The organism is Pseudomonas sp. P65(2024), assembly GCF_057480955.1.
In genome coordinates this window covers 1-24,553 of record NZ_JBLIYX010000018.1, presented here as the reverse complement: position 1 = coordinate 24,553, position 24,553 = coordinate 1, and the positions used below count along the sequence as shown (strand labels likewise).

The window sequence follows — 24,553 nt, the reverse complement described above, 5'->3', positions numbered from 1 at the left end:
GTTCAGGGCGGGCTTCATGAGGCAGGCGGCGACCTTACTTCGGCGTGCCGTGGACGACACCGGCGGTGTTGTCCAGCAGGCTCTTGGTCGCGGTCTGGATATAGGCCTCGAGTTTCTTCAGCATTTCCGGCTGGTCCGGGCTTTCGATGAGTTCGGCCTTGAACTCGCGCCCCAACTGATAACGGTACATCCGCGGGGTCATGTCCTTGGACTCGATGAGGATGCGGTCGCCCTGCACCAGGCCAACGATCTGCTCGCTGCCCGACGGCTTGATCATGCCCACGCCCTGGTCGCCCTCAGGCAGGTTGAGCAGGTCGCGGCCCCAGCACTGGTGACGGGCCTGGCCACCCAGGCGGCCCATGATGGTCGGCACGATGTCGACCTGGGTGCCCACGGTGTGGTTGACCGCGCCGAACTTCTCCTGGATACCCGGGGCGATCAGCAGCAACGGCACGTTGAAGCGGCCCAGGTCCAGCTCGGTGACCTGCTGGTGGTTGCCGAAGCCGTGGTCGCCGACGATGACGAACAGTGTGTCCTTGAAATACGGCTCCTTGCGGGCCTTCTCGAAGAACTGGCCCAGCGCCCAGTCGGAATAGCGCATGGCGGTCAGGTGCTCGTCCAGGCGCCCTTGCCCGGTGACCTTCTCCACCGGCAGGTCCTTGGGCAAGGCGTACGGCGTGTGGTTGGAGAGGGTCTGCAGCAGCGCGTAGATCGGCTTCTTGCCGTCATGTTTGGCCAGCTCCTCGTTACCACGGTCGAACATGTCCTGGTCTGACACGCCCCAGGTCGGGTCGGAGAACACCGGATTGACGAAGTCGTTGCGGCCGATGAAGGTGGTCATGCCCTGGTTGCCGAAGAACCCGGACTGGTTGTCCCAGGCAAAGTCGCCGTTGTAGACGTAGACATCGTCATAGTCACGGGCACTGAGCAACGCCGGCAGGCCGGACAGCTTGTGGCCGCCTTCGGGGGTTTGCATCAGGTATTCGAAGCCCGGCAGGTTGGGGAAGCAGGCCATGGTGGCGAACATGCCCTGGTGGGTATGGGTGCCGTTGGAGAAGAAGCGGTCGAACAGCAGCCCCTCCTTGGCCAGCTTGTCGAAGTACGGGGTGATATTGTTCGGGCTGCCCAGGGCGCCCACCGAGTGGCCGGCGAAGCTTTCCATGAGGATGACCACGACGTTCTTGACCGCCAGGGTGTTCTTCTGCGGCGGCAGGAAGTCACGACGGATCGGTGCTTCGTCGGCATCGACCAGGGTGTCGTTGGCAGTCAGCAGTTGCTCGCGCACGGTCTGGGTGGCCAGCGGCTGGTCGAGTACCGGCTTCCAGATGTTGGCGCGGTCCTCGCCGAAGCGGCTCTTGGCGGCGTCGATCAGGGTCAGCGTACCGTTCAGGCCCAGCTGGTTGACGAAGTTCGAGTCGGTGGTGAAGGCATCGCCCCAGCGCATTGGCGGGCCCTGGCGCAGGGTGCCACGTGCGGCGACCACGGCCACCAGCAGCACGACCATGAACACCGCCAGGCGGCCATACCATGGCGCGACCTTGCGGCTGCCGGCGGGCTGGACGCTTTGCTCGCCACGGGTCAGGCGATCAATGCCCTTGAACAGCAAGCTCAGCAGCCAGGTGCCGACCAGCCAGGCCAGCAGGTAACGGACCACCGGGAAGCCGTACCAGAGCATGCTCATGACGGTCTTGGGGTCTTCCTTGATGTACTGGAACACCAGGCCATTCAGGCGCTGGTGGAACTCGCGGTAGAAGTCCATCTCCATAAGGCCGAGGAACATCACCACGCTCGAGGCGATGGTCAGCCAGAAGCGGAACAGCCCACGGCGCGCCATCAGCCAGGGGCTGAGCAGCGCCAGCAGCAACGGGATGCTGATGTACACCACCACCCGCAGGTCGAAGCGCAGGCCATTGAAGAAGCCTTCGGCGACAGTGGAGTACGGCGTGTCGCCGATCATGTCGCTGTTGTAGGCCAGCAGCGCCAGGCGCACCAGGCTGAGCATCAGCATGATCACCAGGCCACTGAGCACTGTGTAGGCCAGGTGGGATTTCAGGGTCGGCGAGAACGAGCCTCGCACGCCCTGTTGCTTCAAGGCGTCCGTGTTAGCCATGAATGGAGAGGTCCTAGGATTGCGGTTTGCGGGAAGGCGAGATCGCCGACAGCCTGGTGGTCGGCCCCTCGAACGCGAGGTGGGACCAAGGCCGCATTGTGCGGCGCGGATTTTCAAAAATCGAGTGTGAAAATTTTGTCGAGAGCAGCCGGCCCTTACAAAGTTACACAGTTGGGATGAGCGGCTTCAGATCCGCACATTGCCCCGTGGCCCGGCAATCGCCCAGATGATCAGCCCCAGCACCGGCAGCAGCAGGATCAGCAGGATCCACAGCACCTTGATGCCGACCTCGGCGCCGCTCTTGAGCACATTGAGAATGGCCCAGATATCCAGGGCCAGGATGATCAAGCCGACCAGGCTATTGAAGGTGGACCCCATGGCGCCGCTCCCGCACGGTAAATGTGTTCAAGAGCATAGCTGGCTATGGCCTCGATAGAGGGGAATCCTTGGCCCGGCGCACAGGTCAGTGGATAAACTGCTGTCATTCACTGCTCCGAGGTTCACATGCCCCCCGCCCACACCCAAAGTGTCGCTCCCGACTCAATGCTCAGCGCCTGGCGACAACAGGCCCGGGAAACGCCCTGGCTCAGCGCCGGCCTGGCCCTGAGCCTGCTGGCCGTCGCCGCGCTGTTGCTGGCGAGCCTGTGGAATGCGGTCAACGGCGACCACGCCGACAACCTGCACCTGGCCCTGCTCGGCGGGTTGTCGGGCTTCGGCGCCACCGCCCTGGGCGCTGTGCTGGCGGTGATCCTGCGCGACGTCAACGCCCGCACCCAGGATGTGATGCTGGGCTTTGCCGCCGGCATGATGCTCGCCGCCAGTTCGTTCTCGCTGATCCTGCCGGGCCTGGACGCCGCCCGCGAAATCACCGGCAACGGCCCGGCGGCGGCCTTCACCGTGGTCCTGGGCATGGGCCTCGGGGTGCTGCTGATGCTGGGCCTTGACCGCTTTACCCCGCACGAGCATGAAAGCACCGGCCCTTGTGGCCCGCAGGCCGAGCGGGTCAACCGGGTGTGGCTGTTCGTGCTGGCCATCACCCTGCACAACCTGCCCGAGGGCATGGCCATCGGTGTGAGCTTCGCCAACGGCGACATGAACATCGGCCTGCCGCTGACCAGCGCCATCGCTATCCAGGACATTCCCGAAGGCCTGGCCGTGGCCCTGGCCCTGCGCGCCACGGGGCTTTCGAACTTCAAGGCGATGATGGTGGCGATCGGCTCGGGCCTGATGGAGCCGCTGGGCGCGGTGATCGGCCTGGGCATTTCCACTGGCTTCGCCTTGGCCTACCCCATCAGCATGGGCCTGGCGGCGGGGGCGATGATCTTCGTGGTGTCCCACGAGGTGATTCCGGAGACCCACCGCAACGGGCACCAGACCGCAGCGACGCTGGGGCTGATGGGCGGATTCGCGGTGATGATGTTTCTTGATACCGCGTTAGGTTGAGGCACACATCCTCCGGCCGTCCGCAATCCCTGTAGGAGTGGCCTTGTGTCGCGAAAGGGCTGCGAAGCAGCCCCAGCGATATCAGCTTGATACACGAATCCTCGGGGCGCTTCGCACCCCTTTCGCGATACAAGGCCGCACCTACAGGGGAAGGTGCAAAATTCGTTGCTTAGACGTGCACCGCCACCTTCAGCGCCTCCAGCGCCGGCTCCACCTTGATGCCGACTGCCTCACCCAACTCCAGCACACGGGCCAGGTCGTTCTGCCCCACCATCACCATTTGCAGCTCGTCATCGAGCAACTGGCTGAAATTCAGCAGCACGTAGCCCCCGGCTTCCTTGTTCAACGCGCCCATCTGCACCTGGATGCGGTTGAGCGCGGTCAGCGCCTCGGTGCGCGCCAGTTGCTTGGGCTTGAGGGTGAACGGCACGCTCTTGTCGAACGAGTCGCTGATCTGCTGGAACAGGTCCTGGTAGCTGTCGGCCTGGAACAGCACGGTGTCGGGCAGGCTGCCGACCACCACCCATTCACCCAGCGGGAACGGGAAGGTGTCGTCATAGTTGATGTCCGGGTTGGCGGCGAGGAAGGCGGCGGGGTCGGCGTAGGCCTGGGCGGCCTCGGCGGCGATGCGCTCGATGTCCTCATCGCGCATGCAGCCGGCGCCGATGAGGCGGATGAGTTCGAGCAACTGGTCTTTCATGGGGGGCCCTGCGGGTTGGCGTGAAAGGCGCCAAGGATAGCCGCAAACGCCCCCGAAGGGTTAGCCGGCCTTCGCCTCCAGGCGTGCGGCGGCATCCACCGCGCCCATGGTGCGCGCGGCCGTCAGCGCGGTGGCGCCGGCCGCGTCACGCCGTGTCGGATCGGCCCCCTGGGCCAGCAGGTAGTCGATGATCTCCAGGCGGTTGAACATCGCCGCCAGCATCAGCGCGGTGCGGCCGTCCGCGGCGGCGGCATCCACCGGCACGCCGTGCTCGAGCAGCAGGCGGATCATGGCCAGATCGCCCTTGAAGGCAGCGCCGGCAATCGGCAACTGGCCGTTGTCATTGGCAATCAACGGATCGGCGCCATGGGCCAGCAGCACCCGCACGGCGTCGTGGTGGCCATGGTAGCTGGCCAACATCAACAAGGTGTCGCCCTTGTGGTTGCGCAGGTCGGCGGGCAGGCCACCGTCAAGCAAGCGGCCGAGCATCGTCGCGTCGCCGCGGCGGGCGCGCTCGAAGACCTCGTCGGCGAAGGCCGCGGTTTCTTCGGCGGTCATGGTGGCGGGCTGGTGATCGGACATCGGGAACCTCCTGGCATCTGGCAATGGGCCAAGTGTCCATCAGGCAACGGCGAGCGGTCCAAGGTTCAGATTCTATCGGCGGCACAGAGCCAGGCTATGACCATGGCCAGACCATGACCGTGCAAAATGCACTGTGCAAAATGCACGGGCGTGCAGATTGCAATGCACAAACTTGAGCAAACAAATTTAAATCATTGATTTAAAAGGATTTTTTTCAAGTAAAAGGCTGGCACGGTCACTGCAATATCAACTCAAGTCTGCCAGTACAACAGTCAGGAGTTGATATGGACCTCATCCAGGAAAAATTTGCCTCGGTTTTCGCCGCCTACCAGGTCACCACTCAGCCGCGTCCGGACGGTGGTGTCCTGCTGACGCTGCGCGCCAGCGACGGCGTGGTGACCCGCCGCGTGCTGACCTACGCGCAACTGCACAGTGCCGAGCAACTGTCCTGGGCGATCAGCGCCATCCGCCGCGACCTGGCCGGGCAGCCAAGCGAGCTGCCGGTAATCTCGATGCTGCAGAGCCAGCAGCGCTTCGCCCTGCCGACCTACCGCTGATCGCGTAACCCTCTTCGCGGGACATGCCTGCGCTCACCCAAGGACAGCGTGAGCACAGGCGGCCCCGCGAGCCAATTCCTTTAGAATTCGTCGAGTCCGGCAAATTGCCGGGCCGTGGCATCGCCGGTGAACCGCGGCGGCACCGCCGAGTCACTGGCGAACAGACGCAGGGCCAGGCAGAACGGCGTGGCGCCTAGGTCCAGCCAGCGGCGCGTGCCGGCCGGCACCACCAGCACATCATCCTTCTCGCACAGCACGGCGTACACCGCATCCCCCAGGCGCAGGCTGACCTGGCCGCGCCCGCTGATCAACGCGAACACTTCCTCGCCGTCATGCACATGCTCGTCGCGCAGGTCAGCCTGGCTCGGGTCGTCGCCATCGCGGCTGAGCACGCCAAACACCCGGCTGCCATGGGCAGTCATCAAATGGTCGAGCGGCCCACGGCACGCGGCGACCACCTCATCCTGGCTGCTGCCCGGGCGCAGGCGCGCACCAGACTGCCAGCGGCCGAAGCGCACGCCCTGCTCGGCCAGGGTCGCGGCGATGTCGTCGTGGTGGGTCAGCACCTTGTGCGGCAGTTCCGGGCTGGACGGGTCGAATACGCTGAGGATGCTCATCAGGGGTGGTTCCTGCTGTCTTTGAGTCGGAAGGCAATGATAACGGCTGCCGCGAGCGCCGCGACGCTGGCCATACCAAAGGTGAAGTGCGGGCCCAGCAATTTCCAGCTGTAGCCCGAGTACAGGGCGCCCAACGCGCCGCCGGTGCCCGAGAGCGCCGCGTACAACGCCTGGCCCTGGCCCTGCTGGCGGGCGCCGAAACTGGCCTGGACGAAGGCGATGGCCGCGGCGTGGAAGCAGCCGAACGTGGCCGCGTGCAGCATCTGGGCGAACACCAGCACTGCCGGGATATCCGCCAGGTTGCCCAGCAGCCACCAGCGCAAGGCGGCCAGCACAAAGCTGGCCAGAAGCACCTTGCGCACGGAAAAACGGGCAAAGATCCGGCTCATGGCCATGAACACCAGTACCTCGGCCACCACTCCGAGCGCCCACAGCAGACCGATGGCACCACGGCTGTAGCCCAGATGCTCCAGGTGCAGGGTGAGGAAGGTGTAGTACGGCCCGTGGCTGAGCTGCATGAGGGCCACGCACACATAGAAGGCCAGCACGCCGGGTGCCCGCACCTGCGCGAGGAAGCCCCCTGCCCCGCGCCGCTCGGTCTGCTCCACAGGTTGCGCGTTGGGCACCCAGAGGCTGGCGGCGACAATCCCGGCCATGATCGCCACCAGCGCCACCGGGTAGATGTCCAGACTCAGCCATTCGAACAGGCGCCCAAGCCCGACCACCGCGAGGATGAAGCCGATCGAGCCCCATAACCGCACCTGGCTGTAGCGCGCCGTCTGGCCATGCAAGTGGGCCAGGGTAATCACCTCGAACTGCGGCAGCACCGCATGCCAGAAGAACGCGTGCAGGGCCATGACCATCGCCAGCCAGGCATAGCTCTTGGCGAAGAAGATCAGCGAAAAGGTCGCCAGTGTCGCCAGCGCGCCCAGGCGCACGATCAGCAGGCGCTGGCCGCTGCGGTCGCCCAGCCAGCCCCACAGGTTGGGAGCGATGCAGCGCATCAACATGGGGATGGCCACCAGCTCGCCGATGCGTGCAGGGGAGAAACCAAGGTGGTCGAAATAAAGGGCCAGGAACGGCGCAGTGGAACCGAGCAGGGCGAAGTAGAAGAGGTAGAAGCTGGAGAGGCGCCAGTAGGGGATCGGGGGCATGCTTCAACCCTGTGGGGGCGCTGCGCACCCCTTTCGCGACACAAGGCCGCACCCATAGGATCCGCATGCATCCTGTGGGTGCGGCCTTGTATCGCGATGGGCCGCCACGCGGCCCCAGGATGAGTCGATCAACGCAAGACCGGCGTATCTACCCGAACATCGGCATTCTGCGCCCGGTGGCGCAGCAGGTGGTCCATCAAGGCGATGGCCATCATCGCCTCGGCGATCGGCGTGGCGCGGATGCCCACGCACGGGTCGTGACGGCCCTTGGTAATCACCTCGACCGGGTTGCCGTCGACGTCGATCGAGCGGCCCGGGGTGGTGATGCTCGAGGTCGGCTTGAGCGCCAGGTGGGCGACGATCGGCTGGCCCGAAGAGATACCGCCGAGGATGCCGCCGGCATTGTTGCTGAGGAAGCCCTCCGGGGTCAGTTCGTCACGGTGCTCGGTGCCACGCTGGGCGACGCTGGCAAAGCCGGCGCCGATTTCCACGCCCTTGACCGCGTTGATGCTCATCAGCGCATGGGCAAGCTCCGCGTCGAGGCGGTCGAAGATCGGCTCGCCCAGGCCCGGCATCACGCCTTCGGCGACCACGGTGATCTTCGCTCCCACCGAGTCCTGGTCACGGCGCAGCTGGTCCATGTAGGCCTCGAGCTCCGGCACCTTGTCCGGGTCGGGGCTGAAGAAAGCGTTCTGCTCGACCGAGTCCCAGGTCTTGAACGGGATCTCGATCGGGCCGAGCTGGCTCATGTAGCCGCGCACGCGGATGCCCTGGGTGGCCAGGTACTTCTTGGCGATGGCGCCAGCCGCCACACGCATCGCGGTTTCGCGCGCCGAGCTGCGGCCACCGCCGCGGTAGTCGCGGATACCGTACTTGTGGTGGTAGGTGTAGTCGGCGTGGGCCGGGCGGAAGAGGTCCTTGATCGCCGAATAGTCCTTGGACTTCTGGTCGGTGTTGCGAATCAGAAGCCCGATCGAGCAACCGGTGGTGCGGCCTTCGAATACGCCGGAGAGGATCTCCACTTCGTCCGGCTCCTGACGCTGGGTGGTGTGCCGGCTGGTGCCGGGCTTGCGCCGGTCGAGGTCGTGCTGCAGGTCGGCGAGCGAGATTTCCAGGCCTGGCGGGCAGCCGTCGACAATGGCGACCAACGCCGGACCATGGCTCTCGCCAGCGGTGGTGACAGTGAACAGCTTGCCGTAGGTATTGCCGGACATGGACGCTCCGCGAATCTGCCTGAAGTGGTCGAAACCGGCAGTATACGGAAAACAGCGGGGATTTGGGGGCCGTGCTTGCCCGGCGACGAGCCCCGCGAACCTTCAGCTTGGCCCAAGGTCGAAACATCAACTTCCCATGTAGTCCCCCATCCATGAAGTCGCGCCTCGCCGCCCTGCTCCTGCTGTTCTGCGCCAGCCTCGCCCAGGCAGCCCCCACCGTGCTGCAACGCCCCATCGACCTGGACACCGGCCAGGGCGTGCTGCATGGCAGCATGCTGCTGCCGCAACAAGCCATCCCACCGCCGGTGGTGCTGATCATCGCCGGCTCCGGCCCTACCGACCGCGATGGCAACAACCCCGCCTCCGGACGCATCGACAACCTCAAGCGCCTGGCCCTGTTTCTGGCCGGCGAGCACATCGCCAGCGTGCGCTTCGACAAGCGTGGCGTGGCCGCCAGCCAGCCGGCCACGCCCGACGAGCGCGACCTCAGCGTCGAACGCTATGTCGCCGATGTGGTGGCCTGGGGGCGCGCGTTGCGCCAGGACCCGCGCTTCGGCCCACTGATCCTGGTCGGCCACAGCGAAGGCGCGCTGATCGCCAGCCTGGCCGCCGAGCAGGCCGGCGCCAGCGCGGTGATCACCTTGGCCGGCAGCGGCCGGCCGGTGGCTGATGTGCTGCGCGAACAACTGGCCCTGCGCCTGCCCCCGGCGCAACTGGCCGGGGGCGTGGCGCTGATCGACCGGTTGCAGGCCGGGCAGACCAGCCTCGACGTGCCCGCTCCGCTGCGTCAGGTGTTCCGCCCCAGCGTGCAGCCGTACCTGATCACCCTGCTGCATCAGGACCCGGCGGCGGCGTTCGCCCGGCTCAAGGTGCCCGCGCTGATCGTCCAGGGCCGCAACGACATCCAGGTGGAGGTGGCCGACGCCGAGCGCCTCAAGGCCGCCAAGCCCGACGCCCAACTGGCGCTGATCGACGGCATGAACCACATGCTGCGCATCAGCCCTCGGGAGATGGACCAACAGCGGGACAGCTACCGCAATCCTGAATTACCGCTGGCCCGAGAGCTGGGAGAGCGCATCGTCCTGTTCATCCACGGGCTGCCGCAGGCCTGAAAGCACCCTCAGGTATTGGCTTGGCCTGCCGATAACGCGGCTAAGAAGGCAGTGATCCGGGGGCATGCGCGCCCGAATCGCGGGCAAGCCCACATCTGCGATGTCCTTGCAGGTAATGGCACCCGGCCGCCGTGCACCTGAGGATTCCCTGATGACCGATGCCCCCGCCGCCGAGGCGACCGAAGAACAAGCCCCGGAAAGCGCCCCGCTGCCCTGGGCGGAGCTTGCAGCCGAGCACTTCCAGTTGCTGCGCCTGGCGCCGCTGCCGACCGACCGCAACAGCGGCGCCCGCCCCCTGCGATTTGTCCAGTTCGGCTACGCCGAGCGCCACGACAAGGCCCACAGCCTGCTGCGCATGGAAATCCGCCTGCCGGGGCAGAAGGTGCGCAAGGAGCAGAACCAGCTGGACATCCGCGTTGACCATGAAACGCGCACAGTGCGCATCGGCGACCCGGCCGGCCTGCAGCTGGAGCCGCTGAACCGTGGCCTTGGCCGCTACCTACTGGCGCAGGCGGTGCAGTGGCTGCAGCAGCGTTGCTCGCACTATCAGGTCGAGGGTATGAGCTTGCCGAACAAGGACGCTCTGAACGAAGACACCCGCCTGCGCCGCGACCGCGTGCTGAGCAGTGTCGGCCTGGCGGTGGAGTACACCGACGGCCAACTGCTCAAGGGGCGCTTGGTGGAAACGCCAGTGGGCCAGCTCAAGGGCGGCTGGAACACCGAGAAGGTCCAGCGCGTGGACAATCTCGAGGCCGCCGGCATGCTGCAGCAAGCCGAGCAGAACCTGATGGAGAAGGAAGCCCAGTTACGCGAACGTGACGAGCGCGTGGCCAAGTACCGCCGCGAGGACAGCGGCCTGCGCTTCACCATCACCTGCCTGGTGGCGTTCGCGGTATTCCAGGCCGGGTTGCTGATCTGGATCGCCACCCGCTGACCCGCCCCACGCGATCCCTGAGCGGCCTTGCGTCGCGAAAGGGCCGCAAAGCGGCCCCAGCAATCTTTACATCAACACTGAATCCTGGGGGCTGCTACGCTGCCCCTTTCGCGACGCAAGGCCGCTTCAGGGGCGGTGTGAATCCGTCAGACCCGCGCCTTGAACAGCTCCTGATGTTGCCGGCACTGCTCGGCCGTCAGCATGAACACCCCGTGCCCACCGCGCTCGAACTCCAGCCAGGCGAAGTCCACCTCGGGATAGAGCGACTCGACGTGCACCTGGCTGTTGCCCACCTCGACGATCATCAGGCCCTTGTCGGTCAAGTGGTCGGCCGCCTCGGCCAGCATGCGCCGCACCAGGTCCAGGCCATCGTTGCCGCAGGCCAGGCCCAGCTCGGGCTCGTGGTGATACTCGGCCGGCATGTCGCCGAAATCCTCGGCATCGACATACGGCGGATTGGACAGGATCAGATCGAAGCGTTGCCCCGGCAGGCCGGCGAAACCATCGCCCTGCACGGTGTACACCCGCTCATCGAGGCCATGGCGCTCGATGTTCTGGTTAGCCACCTCCAGCGCGTCAAAGGACAGGTCGGCCAACACCACCTCGGCGTCCTGGAACACCTCGGCGGCGACGATGCCGATGCAGCCGGAGCCGGTGCACAGGTCGAGGATGCGCGCAGGCTCCGCAGCCAGCCACGGCTCAAAGCGTTTCTCGATCAATTCGCCGATGGGCGAGCGCGGTACCAGCACCCGCTCGTCGACGATGAACGACATGCCGCAGAACCAGGCCTCGCCCAGCAAGTAGGCGGTGGGCACGCGCTCTTCGATACGGCGCTTGAGCAGGTGCTGCAGGCGTACCGTTTCGTCATCCTCCAGCGCGCAGTCCAGGTAGCTGTCGGCCACCTCCCAGGGTAGGTGCACCGCGCCGAGCACCAGCAGGCGGGCTTCGTCCCAGGCGTTGTCGGCACCGTGGCCGAAGAACAGCTCATGCTCATGGAAGCGGCTGACCGCCCAGCGGATATGGTCGCGCAGGGTGCGCAGGCGGGATGTGATCACGGGGTACTCCTTTTCAGACAGGACAAAAGTCTAACAGCCCACACCACACATTTGTTTCCTCCGATGGCCAAACCGATAGCCACAAGCCAGCAACCACGCTGCCTGCGCTGTCAACCATTCACATTGGCGTCAAGGCAAGGGAGAATAGGAGCACAAAAGCCCTCCCCAAGGAGCCCTTGATGTCCGTTCCAACCACGATGTTCCGCCTCACTGGCCGCGACTACCCGCCGGCCAAGCTGGGCCAAGCCAGCCTGATCGTCATCGACGCGCAGAAGGAATACCTGAGCGGTCCGCTGGCGCTGTCGGGCATGGACGAGGCCGTGGCGAACATTGCCAGGTTGCTCGATGCCGCCCGCAAGGCCGGCCGCCCGATCATCCACGTGCGCCACCTCGGCACCGTCGGCGGTCGCTTCGACCCCCAGGGCCCGGCGGGCGAGTTCATCCCGGGCCTGGAGCCGCGCGCCGGTGAGATCGTCATCGAAAAGCGCATGCCCAACGCCTTCAAGAACACCAAGCTGCACGAAACGCTGCAGGAGCTCGGCCACCTCGACCTGATCGTCTGCGGTTTCATGAGCCACTCCAGCGTCAGCACCACCGTGCGCCGCGCCAAGGACTATGGTTATCGCTGCACCCTGGTGGAAGACGCCTCGGCGACCCGCGACCTGGCCCTGAAGGACACCGTGATCCCCGCCGCGCAGATCCACCAGTGCGAAATGGCCGTGATGGCCGACAATTTCGCCTGCGTCGCCCCCACCGCCAGCCTGGTCTGAACCACGACCGCCCGGCGGACGGGCGGAACCCCAAGGTGACCCGCAGGTCGAAATCCGGATCAGCTCTACCAGATCCTGAGGAATTCGAATGAAGCTCAAAGGCAGTTTCGATGCCAAGCGCCTGCGCCAGCGCGAGCCTAGCAACTGGGGCGCGCGGGTTGCCGCCGCCCTATCCGTGCTGCTGGCCACCCTGGGCATACTGCTCGCCATGGCCGGCTTCGCCGGCCTGCTGGGCAATTACGCCGCGCTGGCCGAGCTCAATGCCAACCGCCCACTGTCGGCGATTCTCGTCGTGGTCGGGTTGCTGCTGCTGTGGATCGGCGTTCGTGTCTGGCGACGCAGCCGCATCCGTCTGCGCCGTGGCCGCGAGTTGAACCTGTCGCCGCACCTGATGAAGAAGCACGACTGACACACTCACACCTCCCCTGTAGGCGCAGCCTTGTGCTCCTGCACATAACAGCGCACAGCTCAAGGCTTCACTCCGACGCACAGTCGCGTAAACTACGCCGCCCACGTGGAGGCACCATGCAAGACGACGACTTTTCCCTCTTCCGCAGCCAAGTGCAGGGCGTCAAGCCGATCAAGCACGACCGCGCCGAAGTCGGCAAACCCAAGGCCGACCGCAAGCAGCTGGCCGGTCTGCGCCAGGCGGCGACCGTCCGCAGCGACCAGCCGCTGGTGATTGATGGCCTGTCCGACCAGTTCGTCATCGACGTTGGCGCCGAGGATGAACTGATGTGGCGCCGCGACGGCGTCCAGGAAACCCAGATCCGCAAGCTCAAGCTCGGCCAGATCGCCTTCGAGGGCAGCCTCGACTTGCATGGCATGAGCGTCGAGAAGGCCCGCGAGACACTTTGGGACTTCATCGCCGAGGCGACCAAGCTCGAAGTGCGCTGCGTGCGCGTCACCCACGGCAAGGCCGCGCGCCTGGACGGCAAGCGCCCGATGATCAAGAGCCACGTCAACACCTGGCTGCGCCAGCACCCGCAGGTGCTCGGCTTCGCCTCATGCCAGGCCCGCCACGGCGGTACCGGCGCGGTGTACGTAATGCTCAAGCGAACCATGCTCGAAGGCCGCGACGAGTGACATCGCGCTTGCAGCGCCGCCGTCGCCGCCGTACCCTTCGTCTTTGCGAAATTTTCCACAGGTAGATCCATGTCCCTGGAACAAAACTACACCGCGATCCTCAGCCAGATCGGCGAGGACGTCTCCCGCGAGGGCCTGCTCGACACGCCCAAGCGGGCCGCAAAGGCCATGAAATACCTTTGCCGCGGTTATGAGCAAACCCTGGAAGAAGTGACCAACGGCGCGTTGTTCACCTCCGACAACAGCGAAATGGTGCTGGTCCGGGATATCGAGCTGTACTCGATGTGCGAACACCACATGCTGCCGTTCATCGGCAAGGCCCACGTGGCCTACCTGCCCAAGGGCAAGGTGCTTGGCCTGTCCAAGGTGGCGCGGATCGTCGACATGTACGCCCGTCGCCTGCAGATCCAGGAAAACCTCAGCCGCCAGATCGCCGAGGCCGTGCAGCAGGTGACCGGCGCCGCGGGCGTGGCGGTGGTCATCGAGGCCAAGCACATGTGCATGATGATGCGCGGTGTCGAAAAGCAGAACTCGACAATGCTCACCTCGGTGATGCTCGGCGAGTTCCGCGAGAACGCCTCCACCCGCAGCGAGTTCCTCAGCCTGATCAAGTGATCGGCCTGTGTTCCGAGCCGACCCCATGGGGTCGGCTTTTTCATTTCAGGAGTTGCCCATGATCGTCAAAGCCCTGCGAGTCGGCCTCGGCCAGCTAATCGTGTTCGGCGACTGGATCAGTCGCCCGGCGAAAAAACAGCGCGATGCCTCGGCCCAGGCCCAGGTCGAGCAGCAGGCCAAGGACCTGGCGCTGTACCAGTTCCACGCCTGCCCGTTCTGCGTGAAGACCCGTCGCACCTTGCACCGCCTGAACGTACCGGTGGCACTGCGCGATGCCAAGAACGACCCGCAGCACCGCCAGGCGCTGCTCGAAGGCGGCGGCCGGGTGAAGGTACCGTGCCTGCGGATCGAGGAGGACGGCAAGGTGACCTGGATGTATGAGTCCAAGGACATCATTGCCTATCTGGACAAACGCTTCGCGGCGGCCTGACCGCTCCTACACAGGGTGCAATGAGGCCGGTCAATCCACCATCGGCACATGCCGTGGATGACTGGCCACCCGCGCCAGCCAGGCTTTCACCGCCGGATATTCAGTCAGGTCAAAGCCCCCCTGATGCGCCACATGGGTATAGGCGTACAACGCCACATCGGCAATCGAGTATTGCTCACCGACCAGGTAAGGCGTCATTTCCAGCTGTTTGTTCATCACCTTGAGCGCCTTGTAGCCGCCCTTGTGCAGCCCCCTGTACTCCTCCAGGCGCTCGTCGGGCAAGCCCAGGTAGAACTGGATGAAGCGCGCCACGGCAATGTACGGCTCGTGGCTGTACTGCTCGAAGAACTGCCACTGCAGGACCTGGGTACGCAAGCGTGGCTCGCTGGGCAGGAACTCGCTGCCATCGGCCAGGTAGTTGAGAATCGCGTTGGACTCCCACAAGCACGTGCCGTCCTCGAGCTTGAGCACCGGCACCTTGCCGTTGGGGTTCATGGCCAGGAACGCGGGGGTTTCGGTCTCGCCCTTGAGAATATCCACCGGGTGCCACTCATACGGACGGTCGAGCAGGCTCAGCATCAGCTTGACCTTGTAGCAGTTGCCCGACTGGTAATCCCCATACACCTTGTACATCGCCCCTCCCCATTCACGCAGTTGCGCAGTAATACCCCATAGTTGGCGACTGTACGGCTAAATGCAATGCCTGCTGTATGGCAAGGATCACGCCATTGCACGGTAGCCTGAAAAAACTGCTTACACCTGTACAAGGAATTCCCCATGACCGATGCCACCTCCGCGCGCCTGCGGCCGCTGGCGGACAGCTCCCCATCGGCGGTCGTCGCCGGCTTCATCGCCATGCTCACCGGCTATACCAGCTCGCTCGTGCTGATGTTCCAGGCCGGCCAGGCCGCCGGCCTGACCAGCGCGCAGATCTCGTCGTGGATCTGGGCCCTGTCGATCGGCATGGCGGTGTGCAGCATCGGCCTGTCGCTGCGCTACCGTACCCCGGTCACCGTGGCCTGGTCGACACCCGGCGCGGCGCTGCTGATCACCAGCCTCGGTGGCGTCACCTACGGCGAGGCCATCGGCGCCTATATCACCTGCGCCGTGCTGGTGCTGATATGCGGCCTGACCGGCAGTTTCGAGCGCCTGGTGCGGCGCATCCCCGCCTCGCTCGCCTCGGCCCTGCTGGCCGGCATCCTGTTCAAGATCGGCAGCGAAATCTTCGTCGCCGCCCAGCATCGCACGGTGCTGGTGCTGGGCATGTTCTTCAGCTACCTGCTGGTCAAGCGCCTGTCACCGCGCTACTGCGTGCTGGCCGCTCTGCTGGTCGGCACGGCGCTGTCCGGCACCCTGGGGCTGCTGGACTTCAGCGGCTTCCAGCTGGAGATCGCCACTCCGGTGTGGACCACGCCGAGCTTCTCGCTGGCGGCGACCATCAGTATCGGCATCCCACTGTTCGTGGTGGCCATGACCTCACAGAACATGCCCGGCGTCGCCGTGCTGCGCGCCGACGGCTACCAGGTGCAGGCCTCGCCGCTGATCTCGGCCACCGGGTTCGCCTCGCTGCTGCTGGCGCCGTTCGGCTCCCACGGCATCAACCTGGCGGCGATCAGCGCGGCGATCTGCACCGGGCCGCATGCCCATGAAGACCCGGCCAAGCGCTACACGGCGGCGGTGTGGTGCGGGATCTTCTACGGCATCGCCGGCACCTTCGGCGCGACCCTGGCGGCGCTGTTCGGCGCCCTGCCCAAGGAACTGGTGCTGTCGATCGCCGCCCTGGCGCTGTTCGGCTCGATCATGAACGGCCTGAGCGTGGCCATGGGCGAGGCGCGCGAGCGCGAGGCGGCGCTGATCACCTTCATGGTCACGGCGTCGGGGTTCACTCTGTTCTCGATCGGCTCGGCGTTCTGGGGGATCGTGGCGGGGGTGCTGACCTTGCTGATCCTCAGTCCGCGCAGGGGCTGACAACGCTATCGCGGGGCAAGCCACAGCCAATCACAGGCGAAAGTGCCCCACCATCCCCTTCAGGTCACTGCCCAACTGCGCCAGCTCGACGCTTGAGCGGGCATTGTCCTGCATCGCCAGCGCCGCCTGGTCGGCGCTGCCACGGATCTGGGTGACGCTGCGGCTGATTTCCTCCGCCACCGAACTTTGCTGCTCGGCCGCCGCAGCAATCTGCTGATTCATCTGCTGGATCAACGACACCGCCGCGGCGATGCTGCCCAGAGCGCTCTCGGTCTGCAGCGTGTCGGCGACCGCCAGGCGCACCAGCTCGGTACTGCCACGGATCTGCGTCACCGACTGCTGGGCGTTGCCGCGCAGGCTGGCGACCAGCCGTTCGATCTCCTCGGTGGACTGCTGGGTACGCCGGGCCAGCGCGCGCACTTCATCGGCCACCACGGCGAAGCCACGGCCCTGCTCGCCGGCGCGGGCCGCCTCGATCGCCGCGTTGAGCGCCAGCAGGTTGGTCTGTTCAGCCACGCTCTTGATCACCTCCAGCACATCACCGATGGTATGGATCTCGGCGCTGAGACTGTCGATACCACTGCTGGCGGTTTCAGCCGCCACCGCCAGCTGCTCGATGCGCTGCATGCTCTGGCGTACCACCTGCTGCCCCGACTCGACCTTGTCGTCGGCATCCTGGGCCGCCTGGGCTGCCTGCTCGGCGTTGCGCGCCACATCGTGAACCGTCGCGGTCATCTGCTGCATGGCGGTGGCCACCTGCTCGGTCTCGTCCTTCTGGCTGCCCACTTCGCGGTTGGTCTGCTCGGTCACCGCCGACAAGGCCTGGGCGCTGCCGGCCAGCTGATCGATACCCTGCTGCAGGCCACTGACGATGCCCGACAGCCCCTCGGCCATCTGCTGCATGGCCTGCAGCAGTTGACCGACCTCGTCGGCACGCGGCGGCTCGGCCTCGATACCCAACTCGCCTGCGGCAATGCGCCGGGCACGGCTGATCACCCGCTTGAGCGGCGCGACCACGGCGCGGGTGATCAACCAGGCCGCCAGCACGCCTACCAGCAGAGCCAGGGCCGTGGCCGCGGCGATGGCCACGGTGTTGCGCGCAAGCTCCGCCTGCATGGCCTGCTCCTGGGCGACGTAGGCCTGGTCGACCCGCGTGGTGACCTGCTCGGCCCGGGCCTGCAACTGATCCTTGATCCCCCGCTCCTGGCCCAGCAGGTCGGTGTACTCGTTGAGTTTTTCGGAAAAACTCGCGATATGCCCGGCCACTTCGCCCAGCACGCTCTGGTAGCCGGCGTCGGTGACCGCCGACTTGAGCTGCTCCACCAGGCCGGCCGCCTCCACCGTTTGGGCGATGCGCCCCTCGGCAACGGCCTCGCCGCCCTTGCGGCTCTGCTCCAGGCGTACCCGGGCCTCGTCCATGGCCTGCAGCATCAGCCGCGACACCTGCGCCACCTGCCCGGCCTGCTCGAGGAACTCACCGCCCTGCTGCCCCTGGGACTGCTTGAGGGTATAGGTGCCATCGTCGGCCAATCCGGCCTGTAGAACATCGAGGTTGTTGGCCACGCTCGACACCGACCAGCTGGCCATGTCCAGCGCCAGCTCCTTGGCCTGCACGGCCTGGACGAACTGATCGAAGGCCTGCCCGTAGGCGTTAAGGTCGGCCTCGGCCCAAGACAGCGCCGGCACCGCGCGGGCCCGCTCCACCAGCCCCTGCAGGCCAGTACGCAGGGCATCGGCCTCCTTGACGTCCGAGCGCAGGGCGAAGGCCTGTTCGTGCTGGCGCAGCTTTAACAGGTCAGTGTTGAACTGGGCCATCTGCCGCAGCTCCTCGAAGCGCTGGCCGACGTTGCCCAGGGCGTACACACCGATGGCGGCCACCACCAGGGTGAGCAGCAACACCAGGGCGAAACCCAGGCCCAGCTTGCGCGCCATGCCCAGGTTGGCCAATACACCGTGCTTGGTCGCCGTCATCACCGCCCTCCTCTCCTTTTGGCCCTCTGCCAACGGCAAGAGTGACAATGGCGCCGACCTCGTCACAAGGGGCGGGCGCGCGAATGGTGTCATTTAGCTATGAGCGTGTCGCTTTCAGACTGCCGGAGGTCGCCCCGCATGCCGGAAAAACGCCTGGGCCCGGGAATCCTGTCCATAGGCGACATTGATCCGCAGCCAGTCACTGGCCCGCCCCTGCGGATCGAAGGCGCTGCCCGGGGTGAGCAGCACCGCATGCTCCAGCGCCAATCGCTCCAGCTCGGCAAAGTCGCGCCCAGGCACCCGGGCCCATACGAACATGCCGCCTACCGGCTCGCAAAACACCTCCCAGCCGCAGGCCTCCAGCTGCCCCAGGGTCGTGGCCCGGTGCTGACCCAAGCGCAATCGCAGACGCTGCACGCTCTTGCGGTAGCCGCCATTGGCCAGCATCTGCCCGACCACCTGTTCGGCGAAGCGCGAGGTGCCAATGCCAGCCACCATCTTCAGTTCGGCCAGGCGCGCGATCAACGGCGGGTCGGCCACCAGGTAGCCGACCCGCAACGAACTGCTTAGGGTCTTGGAGAAACTGCCGATGTAGATCACCCGCTGCTCGCTGTCGAGGGTCGCCAGGCGCGTGGCCGGGCCGTCCTGGAAGTCCGCATACAGATCGTCCTCGACGATCCGCAGGTCATGCTCACGGGCCAGTTCCAGCAAGCGGTAGGCCACCTTGGGCGTCAGGCAGGTGCCAGTCGGGTTCTGGTACAGGCTGTTGATGAACAGGCACCGGGGCTGGTGCTCGGCCAGCAACTGCTCGAGCACCACCAGGTCCGGGCCAGTGGCGGTGCGCGGCACCTCGAGCATGTGCACACCTTGCAGGCGCAGCAAGTTGTACAGATTGTAATAGCCGGGGCGCTCCACCAGCACTGTATCTCCCGGATTCAGCAAGGTTCGCACCAGCAGGTCCAGGGCATGGCTGGCGCCCTGGGTGGTGACGATCCGCTCCGGCTCGGCGGCGATATCCAGCCGCGCCAGCCCCTTGTGCAGTTGCAGACGCAGGCTGGCCAGGCCCTGGGGCGGGCAGTAGTCGAATAGCGCCTCGGGCGCGCCGCGGCTGACCTGGCGGATGGCCTGGGCCAGCTCGGCTTCGGCGCGCCAGGCCACCGGCAGCCAGCCGCAGCCGAGCTTGAGCAATTGTTCATGACCTTCGCGAAACTGCCGCCAACTGCCGTCGATCGCCTCACCCCAGGACTCCCCAGGGTCGGGCCGCAGGCCCGGTTTGCGCTCGGCGACAAAGAAGCCCGCGCCATGCCGCGCCTGCAGCCAGCCGTTGGCCGCCAGGCGGTCGTAGGCCTCGATTACGCAGGAGGCGCTTACCGCCTGGGCCTTGGCCAGCGCGCGGATCGACGGCAAGCGCGCACCGGGGCGCAGGCGCTGCTGTTCGATCCAGGCCTGCAGGTGCTCGGTCAGTTGCTGGACCAAGGGGATGGGAAGATCACGATCAAGATGAAAATGCATGGCAAGTGTTCGCTGTTTTCAGGCAAACAGTTAAGCATAAATGCTCCGCGAGTGTGCCTTGGCGAGCACCACTGCCAAGGCCGATGCTGCCAACCACTGTCACTGCCTTGCGGATCCGTACCGATGCCCACTCGCCATGCCCCAGTCCTGCTGGCCTTCGCCCTGTGCCTGATCACCCTCGCGGTGAACCTGCAGGCCCCGCTTTACATCACCTACGCCGACCTGTCCGGGCAAGGCGCGGCGGCGACCGCCGTGGCCTTCTCCGGCTATGTGCTCGGCGTGCTGCCGGTGCTGTTGGCCCTCGGCGGCTTGGCCGACCGGGTGGGCCGACGCCCGCTGATCCTGGTCGCGCTGGCCCTGTCGATGGTCGCCACGCTGCTCATGCTGCTGGCACCGAGCCTGCAGATGCTGGGCCTGGCGCGCCTGTTCCTGGGGCTGAGCACAGGCCTTGCCTCGGCCACCGCCACCGCCTACATGAGCGAACTGATGGCGCCGGACGCCGATAGCCGCGCCGCCACCTGGGTCACTGCCAGCACGTCGCTCGGTTTCGGCCTGGGCGCGGCACTGACCAGCCTGTTCCTGCTGAGCGGGCCGCCCCTCACCCCCGGCAGCTTCCACCTGCAACTGGCGCTGGCCGCCGTCGCCCTGCTTCTGGTCTGGCGCCTGCCCGACCCTCGCCCGGCGCAGCGCAGCGCCATGCTGCGCCTGCCCTGCTACCCCGCCGGCAGCCTGGCCTATGGCCTGGCGATCCTGCTGGCCTGGGCTTGTGTCGGGCTGGTGATCGCCCTGCTGCCAGGGATTCTACGCCAGCACGGGCTGAGCGCCTGGTCGGGGTTCTCGACCTTCTGCGTGATCAGCTGCGGCCTGCTGTTCCAGCCGCTGGCCCGGCGCCTGGCCAGTGCCCAGGCGACCTTGCTGGGGCTGCTGATCCTGCCGTGCAGCTACGCGCTGCTGGCCTGGGGGGCTGACAGCGGCAATCTGCTGGGTGTGCTGCTGGGCGCCGTGGCCGCGAGCAGCGCCTGCTATGGCTTCATCTACCTGGGCGGCTTGGCGGCGGTGAATGAGCTGGCCGGGAGCGAGAAGACCCGGGCCAGTGCCGGGTTCTTCCTGCTTGCCTACCTGGGGTTCAGCCTGCCGGTGATCTTTACCGGGCTGCTCAGTGACCGGCTCGGCTCGCGACTGGCGCTGACCGCCTTCGGCGGCGTGTTGCTGCTCGGCTGCGCAGCCGTGGCACTGACCCTGTGGATAACCTCAGTCAGATCGCCAACGCGCCGCCATCGACAGTCAGGCTGTGCCCCGTCGTGAACGCCGCGCCATCGCTGCATAGGTACAGCACCGCGCTGGCGATCTCCTCGACCTTGCCGATGCGCCCGACCGGATGCATCGCCGCGGCGAACTCGGCCTTGCGCGGATCGGCCTCGTAGGCGCGGCGGAACATGTCGGTGTCGATCACCGCCGGGCACACCGCTCGGCGACTTTCAGCAATGTTTTCTACACAAAGAGTCGAAATTCTTGTGTTGACCAAATAGAATCCACGAACGGGCATCCCTCGACATCTATCCCAGCTTCTATAAATAGTGAGAAAAGCAACAACATGATTAGCAGTCCGTTTCTCTTTCTACGCGAGATTCTGATTTACCTTTGTTTATCGGCGCTATTGATATGCCTAGTTGAATGGAGCGCAGGACTGAATCCAGTCACGCTGGACTTCTTTCAAGCCTCCTATCGCGAGGTAGGTGTGACAGCACTACTGATGATTAGCCTACTTGTCCTGCTGGATACTCTGTCACGGCGACGCTACGTTTCGATCTTACCCCTAGCGGTGCCACTCATACTGATCGCTCTTGTCAGCAGGCAGAAGCTTGATTACCTCTCAGAGCCGCTTTATCCATGGGATTTCATTTTTGCCAAACACATCTACAACCTGCTACCTGAGCTCGCCGGCGAAAAATTAAAACAGGTAATTATTTCGACTATTTGTGGCCTCGCTCTATTTTATATCACCTTCCGTCTCACCACCCTAATTTACCGCCGACAGCAAGGTAACCCCCCAGGTCGAACAATGCTTGCCGCCAGCCTTTTGATAGTTGCAACCCTGGCAATTAGTGTCAATACTGCCCCCGGCATCAGGTGGATACGAGACACCTTGAAAATCCAGCCTTTATCTTGGGTTCAGATTGAAAACTACAAAGAAAAAGGCTTTATTCTTGCATTTTCCATGAACATGAAATCAGCGTTGATTGAGCGCCCCCATATCTCAGGCGATGTGCTAGTCAATGAACTTTCTAAAACGCTACCATCGAGTCTTGAGTCCGGCACAGCAGATAGCGAGCAGCATCCGGATATCATCATTATCATGAGTGAAGCGTTCTGGGACCCTAGCCGACTGCCCGAGGCTCATCTGAGCATCGACCCGATGCCAACAATACGCGCATTGTCTGGCGGTGATCTCTTTTCTCCCAGCCAGGGTGGATATACCTCAAATGTGGAATTTGAATTTCTAACTGGCTTTTCAAATGCATTCCTGCCAGACGGTTCCGTACCTTATCAGCACTATTTGCGCCGTAACACCCCCTCATTCATTTGGACACTTAAATCCCAAGGCTATGAAGCAATAGCCATCCACCCCTATTACAAAAAATTCTGGAATCGAGATAGCGTCTATCAATATCTGGGCTTCGACCACTTCCTTGCACTTGAGGACATGTCCGGACTGACTACCAAAGGCCCATTTGTTAGCGACAGAGCCTTGTTCGAACGTGTGCATGAAACCCTTGAGGCTGCGACGAAGCCAGCCGTACTGTTCGCCGTCACCATGCAGAACCATGGTCCTTATGAAAAAGGCCGATATGGACAGCCGACCGTACCAATCCAATTTGACACAAGAATTGATGAGCAAGACGCCATTCAGACCTTCAGTCAAGGCATACTTGAGACAGACAATGCCCTGAGCCTGCTGATCGAGCGCTTGAGCAAACGCTCACGCCCCAGCTTGCTGGTTTTTTTTGGTGACCATACACCTTATTTAGGCAAAAATCTCTCTGCCTACCGGCAGGCCGGCCTAATCAGCGATGCACCAACCGAAGAACTGAGTACGAAAGACTATGTAAGCGTACATCGAACGCCTCTGGTCATCTGGTCCTCCATACCCGAAGATCAAAATGCCCCTATCGATGAACTCACCAGTCCAAGCTTGCTTCCGAGCCTGCTAATGAAGAAGCTAAATATCCATCACCCCTTCTACTCTGGCATACTGCAAGATGTGAGACATGCATTTCCTGTAGTCGAGCGTCGCGTCCTGCATACGCATAACGGCCAATGGATCGAAAACTGGCGCGATCATCATGAAACACTACTGCAGCAATACCAAGCTATTCAGTATGACATGATGTTCGGTGATCAATCGAGTCACTCAATCCTCTTCAAGGATATGCCCATCCAATGAATACATTCGAACACACTACCGACTTGCCGCCAAATACCAGGCGAGCTTGAGAGGCATCTGAGGCTTGGCGAGCAGGTAAGCTCACCTCCCCAGAAAACAACAATACAGTGAAATGCAAGCATGGCGTAGCCAAATAGTGTTCGCCCCTACCGGTAAAATCTAGGGAACCTCCGAACAAGTCGCCCAGCAACCGACAATGGATGACTTTTAGCCTCAGAAAAGCTCGATTTACAGGCGCTGATTATTGAAAAACCAGGGTAAAACCCTGGTCATCAAGCCTTACGGGCGCACCTCTCCCACAGCAGTCAAAAAATGCCAGCGCACCATCCACAGATTCGACAGCACAAACAGCGTGGTTAGGTGCGCCGTGTTCTTGGCCAACCCACGGAAGCGGGTTTTCACATAACCAAACTGGCGCTTGATCACGCGAAAGGGATGCTCGACTTTCGCCCGTGTCTGCGCTTTGACCTTCTCGATCTGACGTTTGGCTTTGTAGAGAACACTGCGTTTGCTCAAGTGTTTGTAGGTGCTGCGTCGCGCAGCGATTTGCCAGATCACTTGCCGGCCGTCGTGCTCAGGCCGCTTCTCTACGCCGGTGTAACCCGCGCCAGCACAGACAATGTTTTCGTCACCGAGCAACAGATGAGCGACCTCCGTCACGTCAGCCACGTTGGCGGCGGCGCCGTGGACGCGATGCACCAGACCCGACTCAGCATCGGCGCCGATATGCGCCTTCATGCCGAAGAAGTATTGGTTTCCCTTCTTCGTCTGATGCATTTCCGGGTCGCGCTTGTCTTCCTTGTTCTTGGTCGAGCTGGGCGCGTGGATGATGGTGGCGTCGACAATCGTGCCCTGACGCAACGACAGGCCTTTGTCTTGCAGGTAGTTGTTGATGGTTTCCAGAATCCCTGCCGCGAGCTGATGCTTCTCCAGCAGGTGCCGGAAATTCATGATCGTCGCGTCTTCGGGAATCGGCGCGCTGAGCGTCAGTCGAGCAAACTGGCGAATCGAAGTGATTTCGCACAGTGCTTCTTCCATGGCCGGATCGCTCAGCGAAAGTCAGTTTTGCAGCAGGTGGATACGCAGCATGGTTTCCAGTGGGTACGGCTTGCGACCATCGCCGCCTTTGGGTAATGCGGCTCGATCAATGCCAGCAAACCGTTCCACGGTACGACCTGCGTAAGCGATCCATGAACCCCACCTACCGAGAATAGGAAGTCGCAGTTATCGTGGCATCTCCGGCGAGCAGTTCCACGGCAGTAGCGCTTCATAGTCTGC

General features: G+C 64.0%; 23 protein-coding genes and 3 pseudogenes. 12 read left to right on the top strand and 14 right to left on the bottom strand.

Annotated elements, in window-relative coordinates:
- Positions 1–34: 34 nt before the first annotated feature.
- Together AC25MA_RS21010 and AC25MA_RS21005 are read right to left on the bottom strand one after the other, a co-directional pair.
- Positions 35–2,110, bottom strand: coding sequence for an LTA synthase family protein (locus tag AC25MA_RS21010; RefSeq protein WP_088851856.1), 2,076 nt, complete (start codon positions 2,108–2,110; stop codon positions 35–37).
- Positions 2,111–2,296: 186 nt separating this feature from the next.
- Positions 2,297–2,488 carry a PLDc N-terminal domain-containing protein gene (locus AC25MA_RS21005; RefSeq protein ID WP_023629733.1) on the bottom strand — a complete coding sequence of 64 codons (192 nt, stop codon included), beginning with the start codon at positions 2,486–2,488 and terminating at the stop codon, positions 2,297–2,299.
- 126 nt (positions 2,489–2,614) lie between these two features.
- Between AC25MA_RS21005 and AC25MA_RS21000 the strand changes: the two genes are divergently transcribed.
- Positions 2,615–3,553, top strand: a complete 939-nt coding sequence (locus AC25MA_RS21000) for a ZIP family metal transporter (RefSeq protein ID WP_028691760.1) — start codon at positions 2,615–2,617, stop codon at positions 3,551–3,553.
- Positions 3,554–3,722: 169 nt separating this feature from the next.
- Here the strand turns inward: AC25MA_RS21000 and AC25MA_RS20995 are convergent, their stop codons facing one another.
- Entirely contained in the window at positions 3,723–4,253 is a 531-nt protein-coding gene (locus AC25MA_RS20995; RefSeq protein ID WP_062361581.1) for a hypothetical protein, read from the bottom strand.
- Positions 4,254–4,313: 60 nt separating this feature from the next.
- Positions 4,314–4,835, bottom strand: coding sequence for an ankyrin repeat domain-containing protein (locus AC25MA_RS20990; protein WP_028691762.1), 522 nt, complete (start codon positions 4,833–4,835; stop codon positions 4,314–4,316).
- 284 nt (positions 4,836–5,119) lie between these two features.
- Here AC25MA_RS20990 and AC25MA_RS20985 point away from each other — a divergent pair, with 284 nt between their 5' ends.
- Positions 5,120–5,392 carry a DUF3509 domain-containing protein gene (locus tag AC25MA_RS20985; protein ID WP_028691763.1) on the top strand — a complete coding sequence of 91 codons (273 nt, stop codon included), beginning with the start codon at positions 5,120–5,122 and terminating at the stop codon, positions 5,390–5,392.
- An 80-nt stretch (positions 5,393–5,472) separates the two neighbouring features.
- Here the strand turns inward: AC25MA_RS20985 and AC25MA_RS20980 are convergent, their stop codons facing one another.
- The 3 genes from AC25MA_RS20980 to aroC all read right to left on the bottom strand — a co-directional run bounded on the left by AC25MA_RS20980 (position 5,473) and on the right by aroC (position 8,377).
- Positions 5,473–6,009 carry an oxidase gene (locus AC25MA_RS20980; RefSeq protein ID WP_486972361.1) on the bottom strand — a complete coding sequence of 179 codons (537 nt, stop codon included), beginning with the start codon at positions 6,007–6,009 and terminating at the stop codon, positions 5,473–5,475.
- On the bottom strand, positions 6,009–7,163 hold the full coding sequence (locus AC25MA_RS20975; protein WP_486972360.1) for an MFS transporter: 1,155 nt from the start codon (positions 7,161–7,163) through the stop codon (positions 6,009–6,011). The genes AC25MA_RS20980 and AC25MA_RS20975 overlap by 1 nt, the downstream gene beginning before the upstream one ends.
- Positions 7,164–7,291: 128 nt before the next feature.
- A complete protein-coding gene (gene aroC, locus AC25MA_RS20970; RefSeq protein ID WP_028691766.1) occupies positions 7,292–8,377 on the bottom strand; it encodes a chorismate synthase in 1,086 nt (361 codons plus the stop codon).
- 152 nt (positions 8,378–8,529) lie between these two features.
- Between aroC and AC25MA_RS20965 the strand changes: the two genes are divergently transcribed.
- Positions 8,530–9,489, top strand: a complete 960-nt coding sequence (locus tag AC25MA_RS20965; protein WP_486972359.1) for an alpha/beta hydrolase — start codon at positions 8,530–8,532, stop codon at positions 9,487–9,489.
- A gap of 151 nt (positions 9,490–9,640) precedes the next feature.
- Complete coding sequence (locus AC25MA_RS20960; RefSeq protein ID WP_062361571.1) at positions 9,641–10,423, top strand: hypothetical protein; 783 nt, start codon at positions 9,641–9,643, stop codon at positions 10,421–10,423.
- A 146-nt stretch (positions 10,424–10,569) separates the two neighbouring features.
- On the opposite strand, the gene prmB is transcribed toward AC25MA_RS20960, so the two are convergent.
- Positions 10,570–11,478 carry a 50S ribosomal protein L3 N(5)-glutamine methyltransferase gene (gene prmB / locus AC25MA_RS20955; protein WP_028691769.1) on the bottom strand — a complete coding sequence of 303 codons (909 nt, stop codon included), beginning with the start codon at positions 11,476–11,478 and terminating at the stop codon, positions 10,570–10,572.
- A 179-nt stretch (positions 11,479–11,657) separates the two neighbouring features.
- Between prmB and AC25MA_RS20950 the strand changes: the two genes are divergently transcribed.
- The 5 genes from AC25MA_RS20950 (at position 11,658) to AC25MA_RS20930 (ending at position 14,379) form a co-directional block, all read left to right on the top strand.
- Positions 11,658–12,248 carry a cysteine hydrolase family protein gene (locus AC25MA_RS20950; RefSeq protein ID WP_028691770.1) on the top strand — a complete coding sequence of 197 codons (591 nt, stop codon included), beginning with the start codon at positions 11,658–11,660 and terminating at the stop codon, positions 12,246–12,248.
- 88 nt (positions 12,249–12,336) lie between these two features.
- Complete coding sequence (locus AC25MA_RS20945; RefSeq protein ID WP_028691771.1) at positions 12,337–12,657, top strand: hypothetical protein; 321 nt, start codon at positions 12,337–12,339, stop codon at positions 12,655–12,657.
- A gap of 116 nt (positions 12,658–12,773) precedes the next feature.
- The gene (locus AC25MA_RS20940) at positions 12,774–13,334 is read left to right on the top strand and encodes a Smr/MutS family protein (protein ID WP_062361568.1); all 561 of its coding nucleotides are present in this window, start codon (positions 12,774–12,776) and stop codon (positions 13,332–13,334) included.
- Positions 13,335–13,403: 69 nt separating this feature from the next.
- The gene (folE, locus tag AC25MA_RS20935) at positions 13,404–13,949 is read left to right on the top strand and encodes a GTP cyclohydrolase I FolE (protein ID WP_028691773.1); all 546 of its coding nucleotides are present in this window, start codon (positions 13,404–13,406) and stop codon (positions 13,947–13,949) included.
- Positions 13,950–14,007: 58 nt separating this feature from the next.
- On the top strand, positions 14,008–14,379 hold the full coding sequence (locus AC25MA_RS20930) for a glutaredoxin family protein (protein ID WP_486972358.1): 372 nt from the start codon (positions 14,008–14,010) through the stop codon (positions 14,377–14,379).
- A 30-nt stretch (positions 14,380–14,409) separates the two neighbouring features.
- On the opposite strand, the gene AC25MA_RS20925 is transcribed toward AC25MA_RS20930, so the two are convergent.
- A complete protein-coding gene (locus AC25MA_RS20925; protein WP_263156106.1) occupies positions 14,410–15,012 on the bottom strand; it encodes a glutathione S-transferase family protein in 603 nt (200 codons plus the stop codon).
- A gap of 144 nt (positions 15,013–15,156) precedes the next feature.
- On the opposite strand from AC25MA_RS20925, the gene AC25MA_RS20920 reads away from it, so the two are divergent.
- Positions 15,157–16,347, top strand: a complete 1,191-nt coding sequence (locus AC25MA_RS20920) for a benzoate/H(+) symporter BenE family transporter (protein WP_486972357.1) — start codon at positions 15,157–15,159, stop codon at positions 16,345–16,347.
- A 30-nt stretch (positions 16,348–16,377) separates the two neighbouring features.
- Here AC25MA_RS20920 and AC25MA_RS20915 read toward each other — a convergent pair whose 3' ends face one another.
- The 3 genes and pseudogenes from AC25MA_RS20915 to AC25MA_RS20905 all read right to left on the bottom strand — a co-directional run bounded on the left by AC25MA_RS20915 (position 16,378) and on the right by AC25MA_RS20905 (position 19,830).
- Complete coding sequence (locus AC25MA_RS20915; RefSeq protein WP_374982302.1) at positions 16,378–17,241, bottom strand: methyl-accepting chemotaxis protein; 864 nt, start codon at positions 17,239–17,241, stop codon at positions 16,378–16,380.
- A pseudogene (locus tag AC25MA_RS20910) lies at positions 17,236–17,463 on the bottom strand (HAMP domain-containing protein); the annotation flags it as partial. The pseudogene AC25MA_RS20910 and the gene AC25MA_RS20915, both read right to left, overlap by 6 nt.
- A 969-nt stretch (positions 17,464–18,432) precedes the next feature.
- A complete protein-coding gene (locus AC25MA_RS20905; protein WP_197866340.1) occupies positions 18,433–19,830 on the bottom strand; it encodes an aminotransferase-like domain-containing protein in 1,398 nt (465 codons plus the stop codon).
- Positions 19,831–19,953: 123 nt separating this feature from the next.
- Here AC25MA_RS20905 and AC25MA_RS20900 point away from each other — a divergent pair, with 123 nt between their 5' ends.
- Entirely contained in the window at positions 19,954–21,135 is a 1,182-nt protein-coding gene (locus tag AC25MA_RS20900) for an MFS transporter (RefSeq protein WP_486972356.1), read from the top strand.
- Here the strand turns inward: AC25MA_RS20900 and AC25MA_RS20895 are convergent.
- A pseudogene (locus tag AC25MA_RS20895) lies at positions 21,086–21,298 on the bottom strand (SDR family oxidoreductase); the annotation flags it as partial. The gene AC25MA_RS20900 and the pseudogene AC25MA_RS20895 sit on opposite strands and share 50 nt — an antisense overlap.
- A gap of 126 nt (positions 21,299–21,424) precedes the next feature.
- Between AC25MA_RS20895 and AC25MA_RS20890 the strand changes: the two are divergent.
- A complete protein-coding gene (locus tag AC25MA_RS20890; protein WP_486972355.1) occupies positions 21,425–23,275 on the top strand; it encodes an LTA synthase family protein in 1,851 nt (616 codons plus the stop codon).
- 279 nt (positions 23,276–23,554) lie between these two features.
- On the opposite strand, the pseudogene AC25MA_RS20885 reads toward AC25MA_RS20890, so the two are convergent.
- Positions 23,555–24,459: pseudogene (locus AC25MA_RS20885) on the bottom strand (IS5 family transposase); the annotation flags it as partial.
- Between the last annotated feature and the right edge of the window lie 94 nt (positions 24,460–24,553).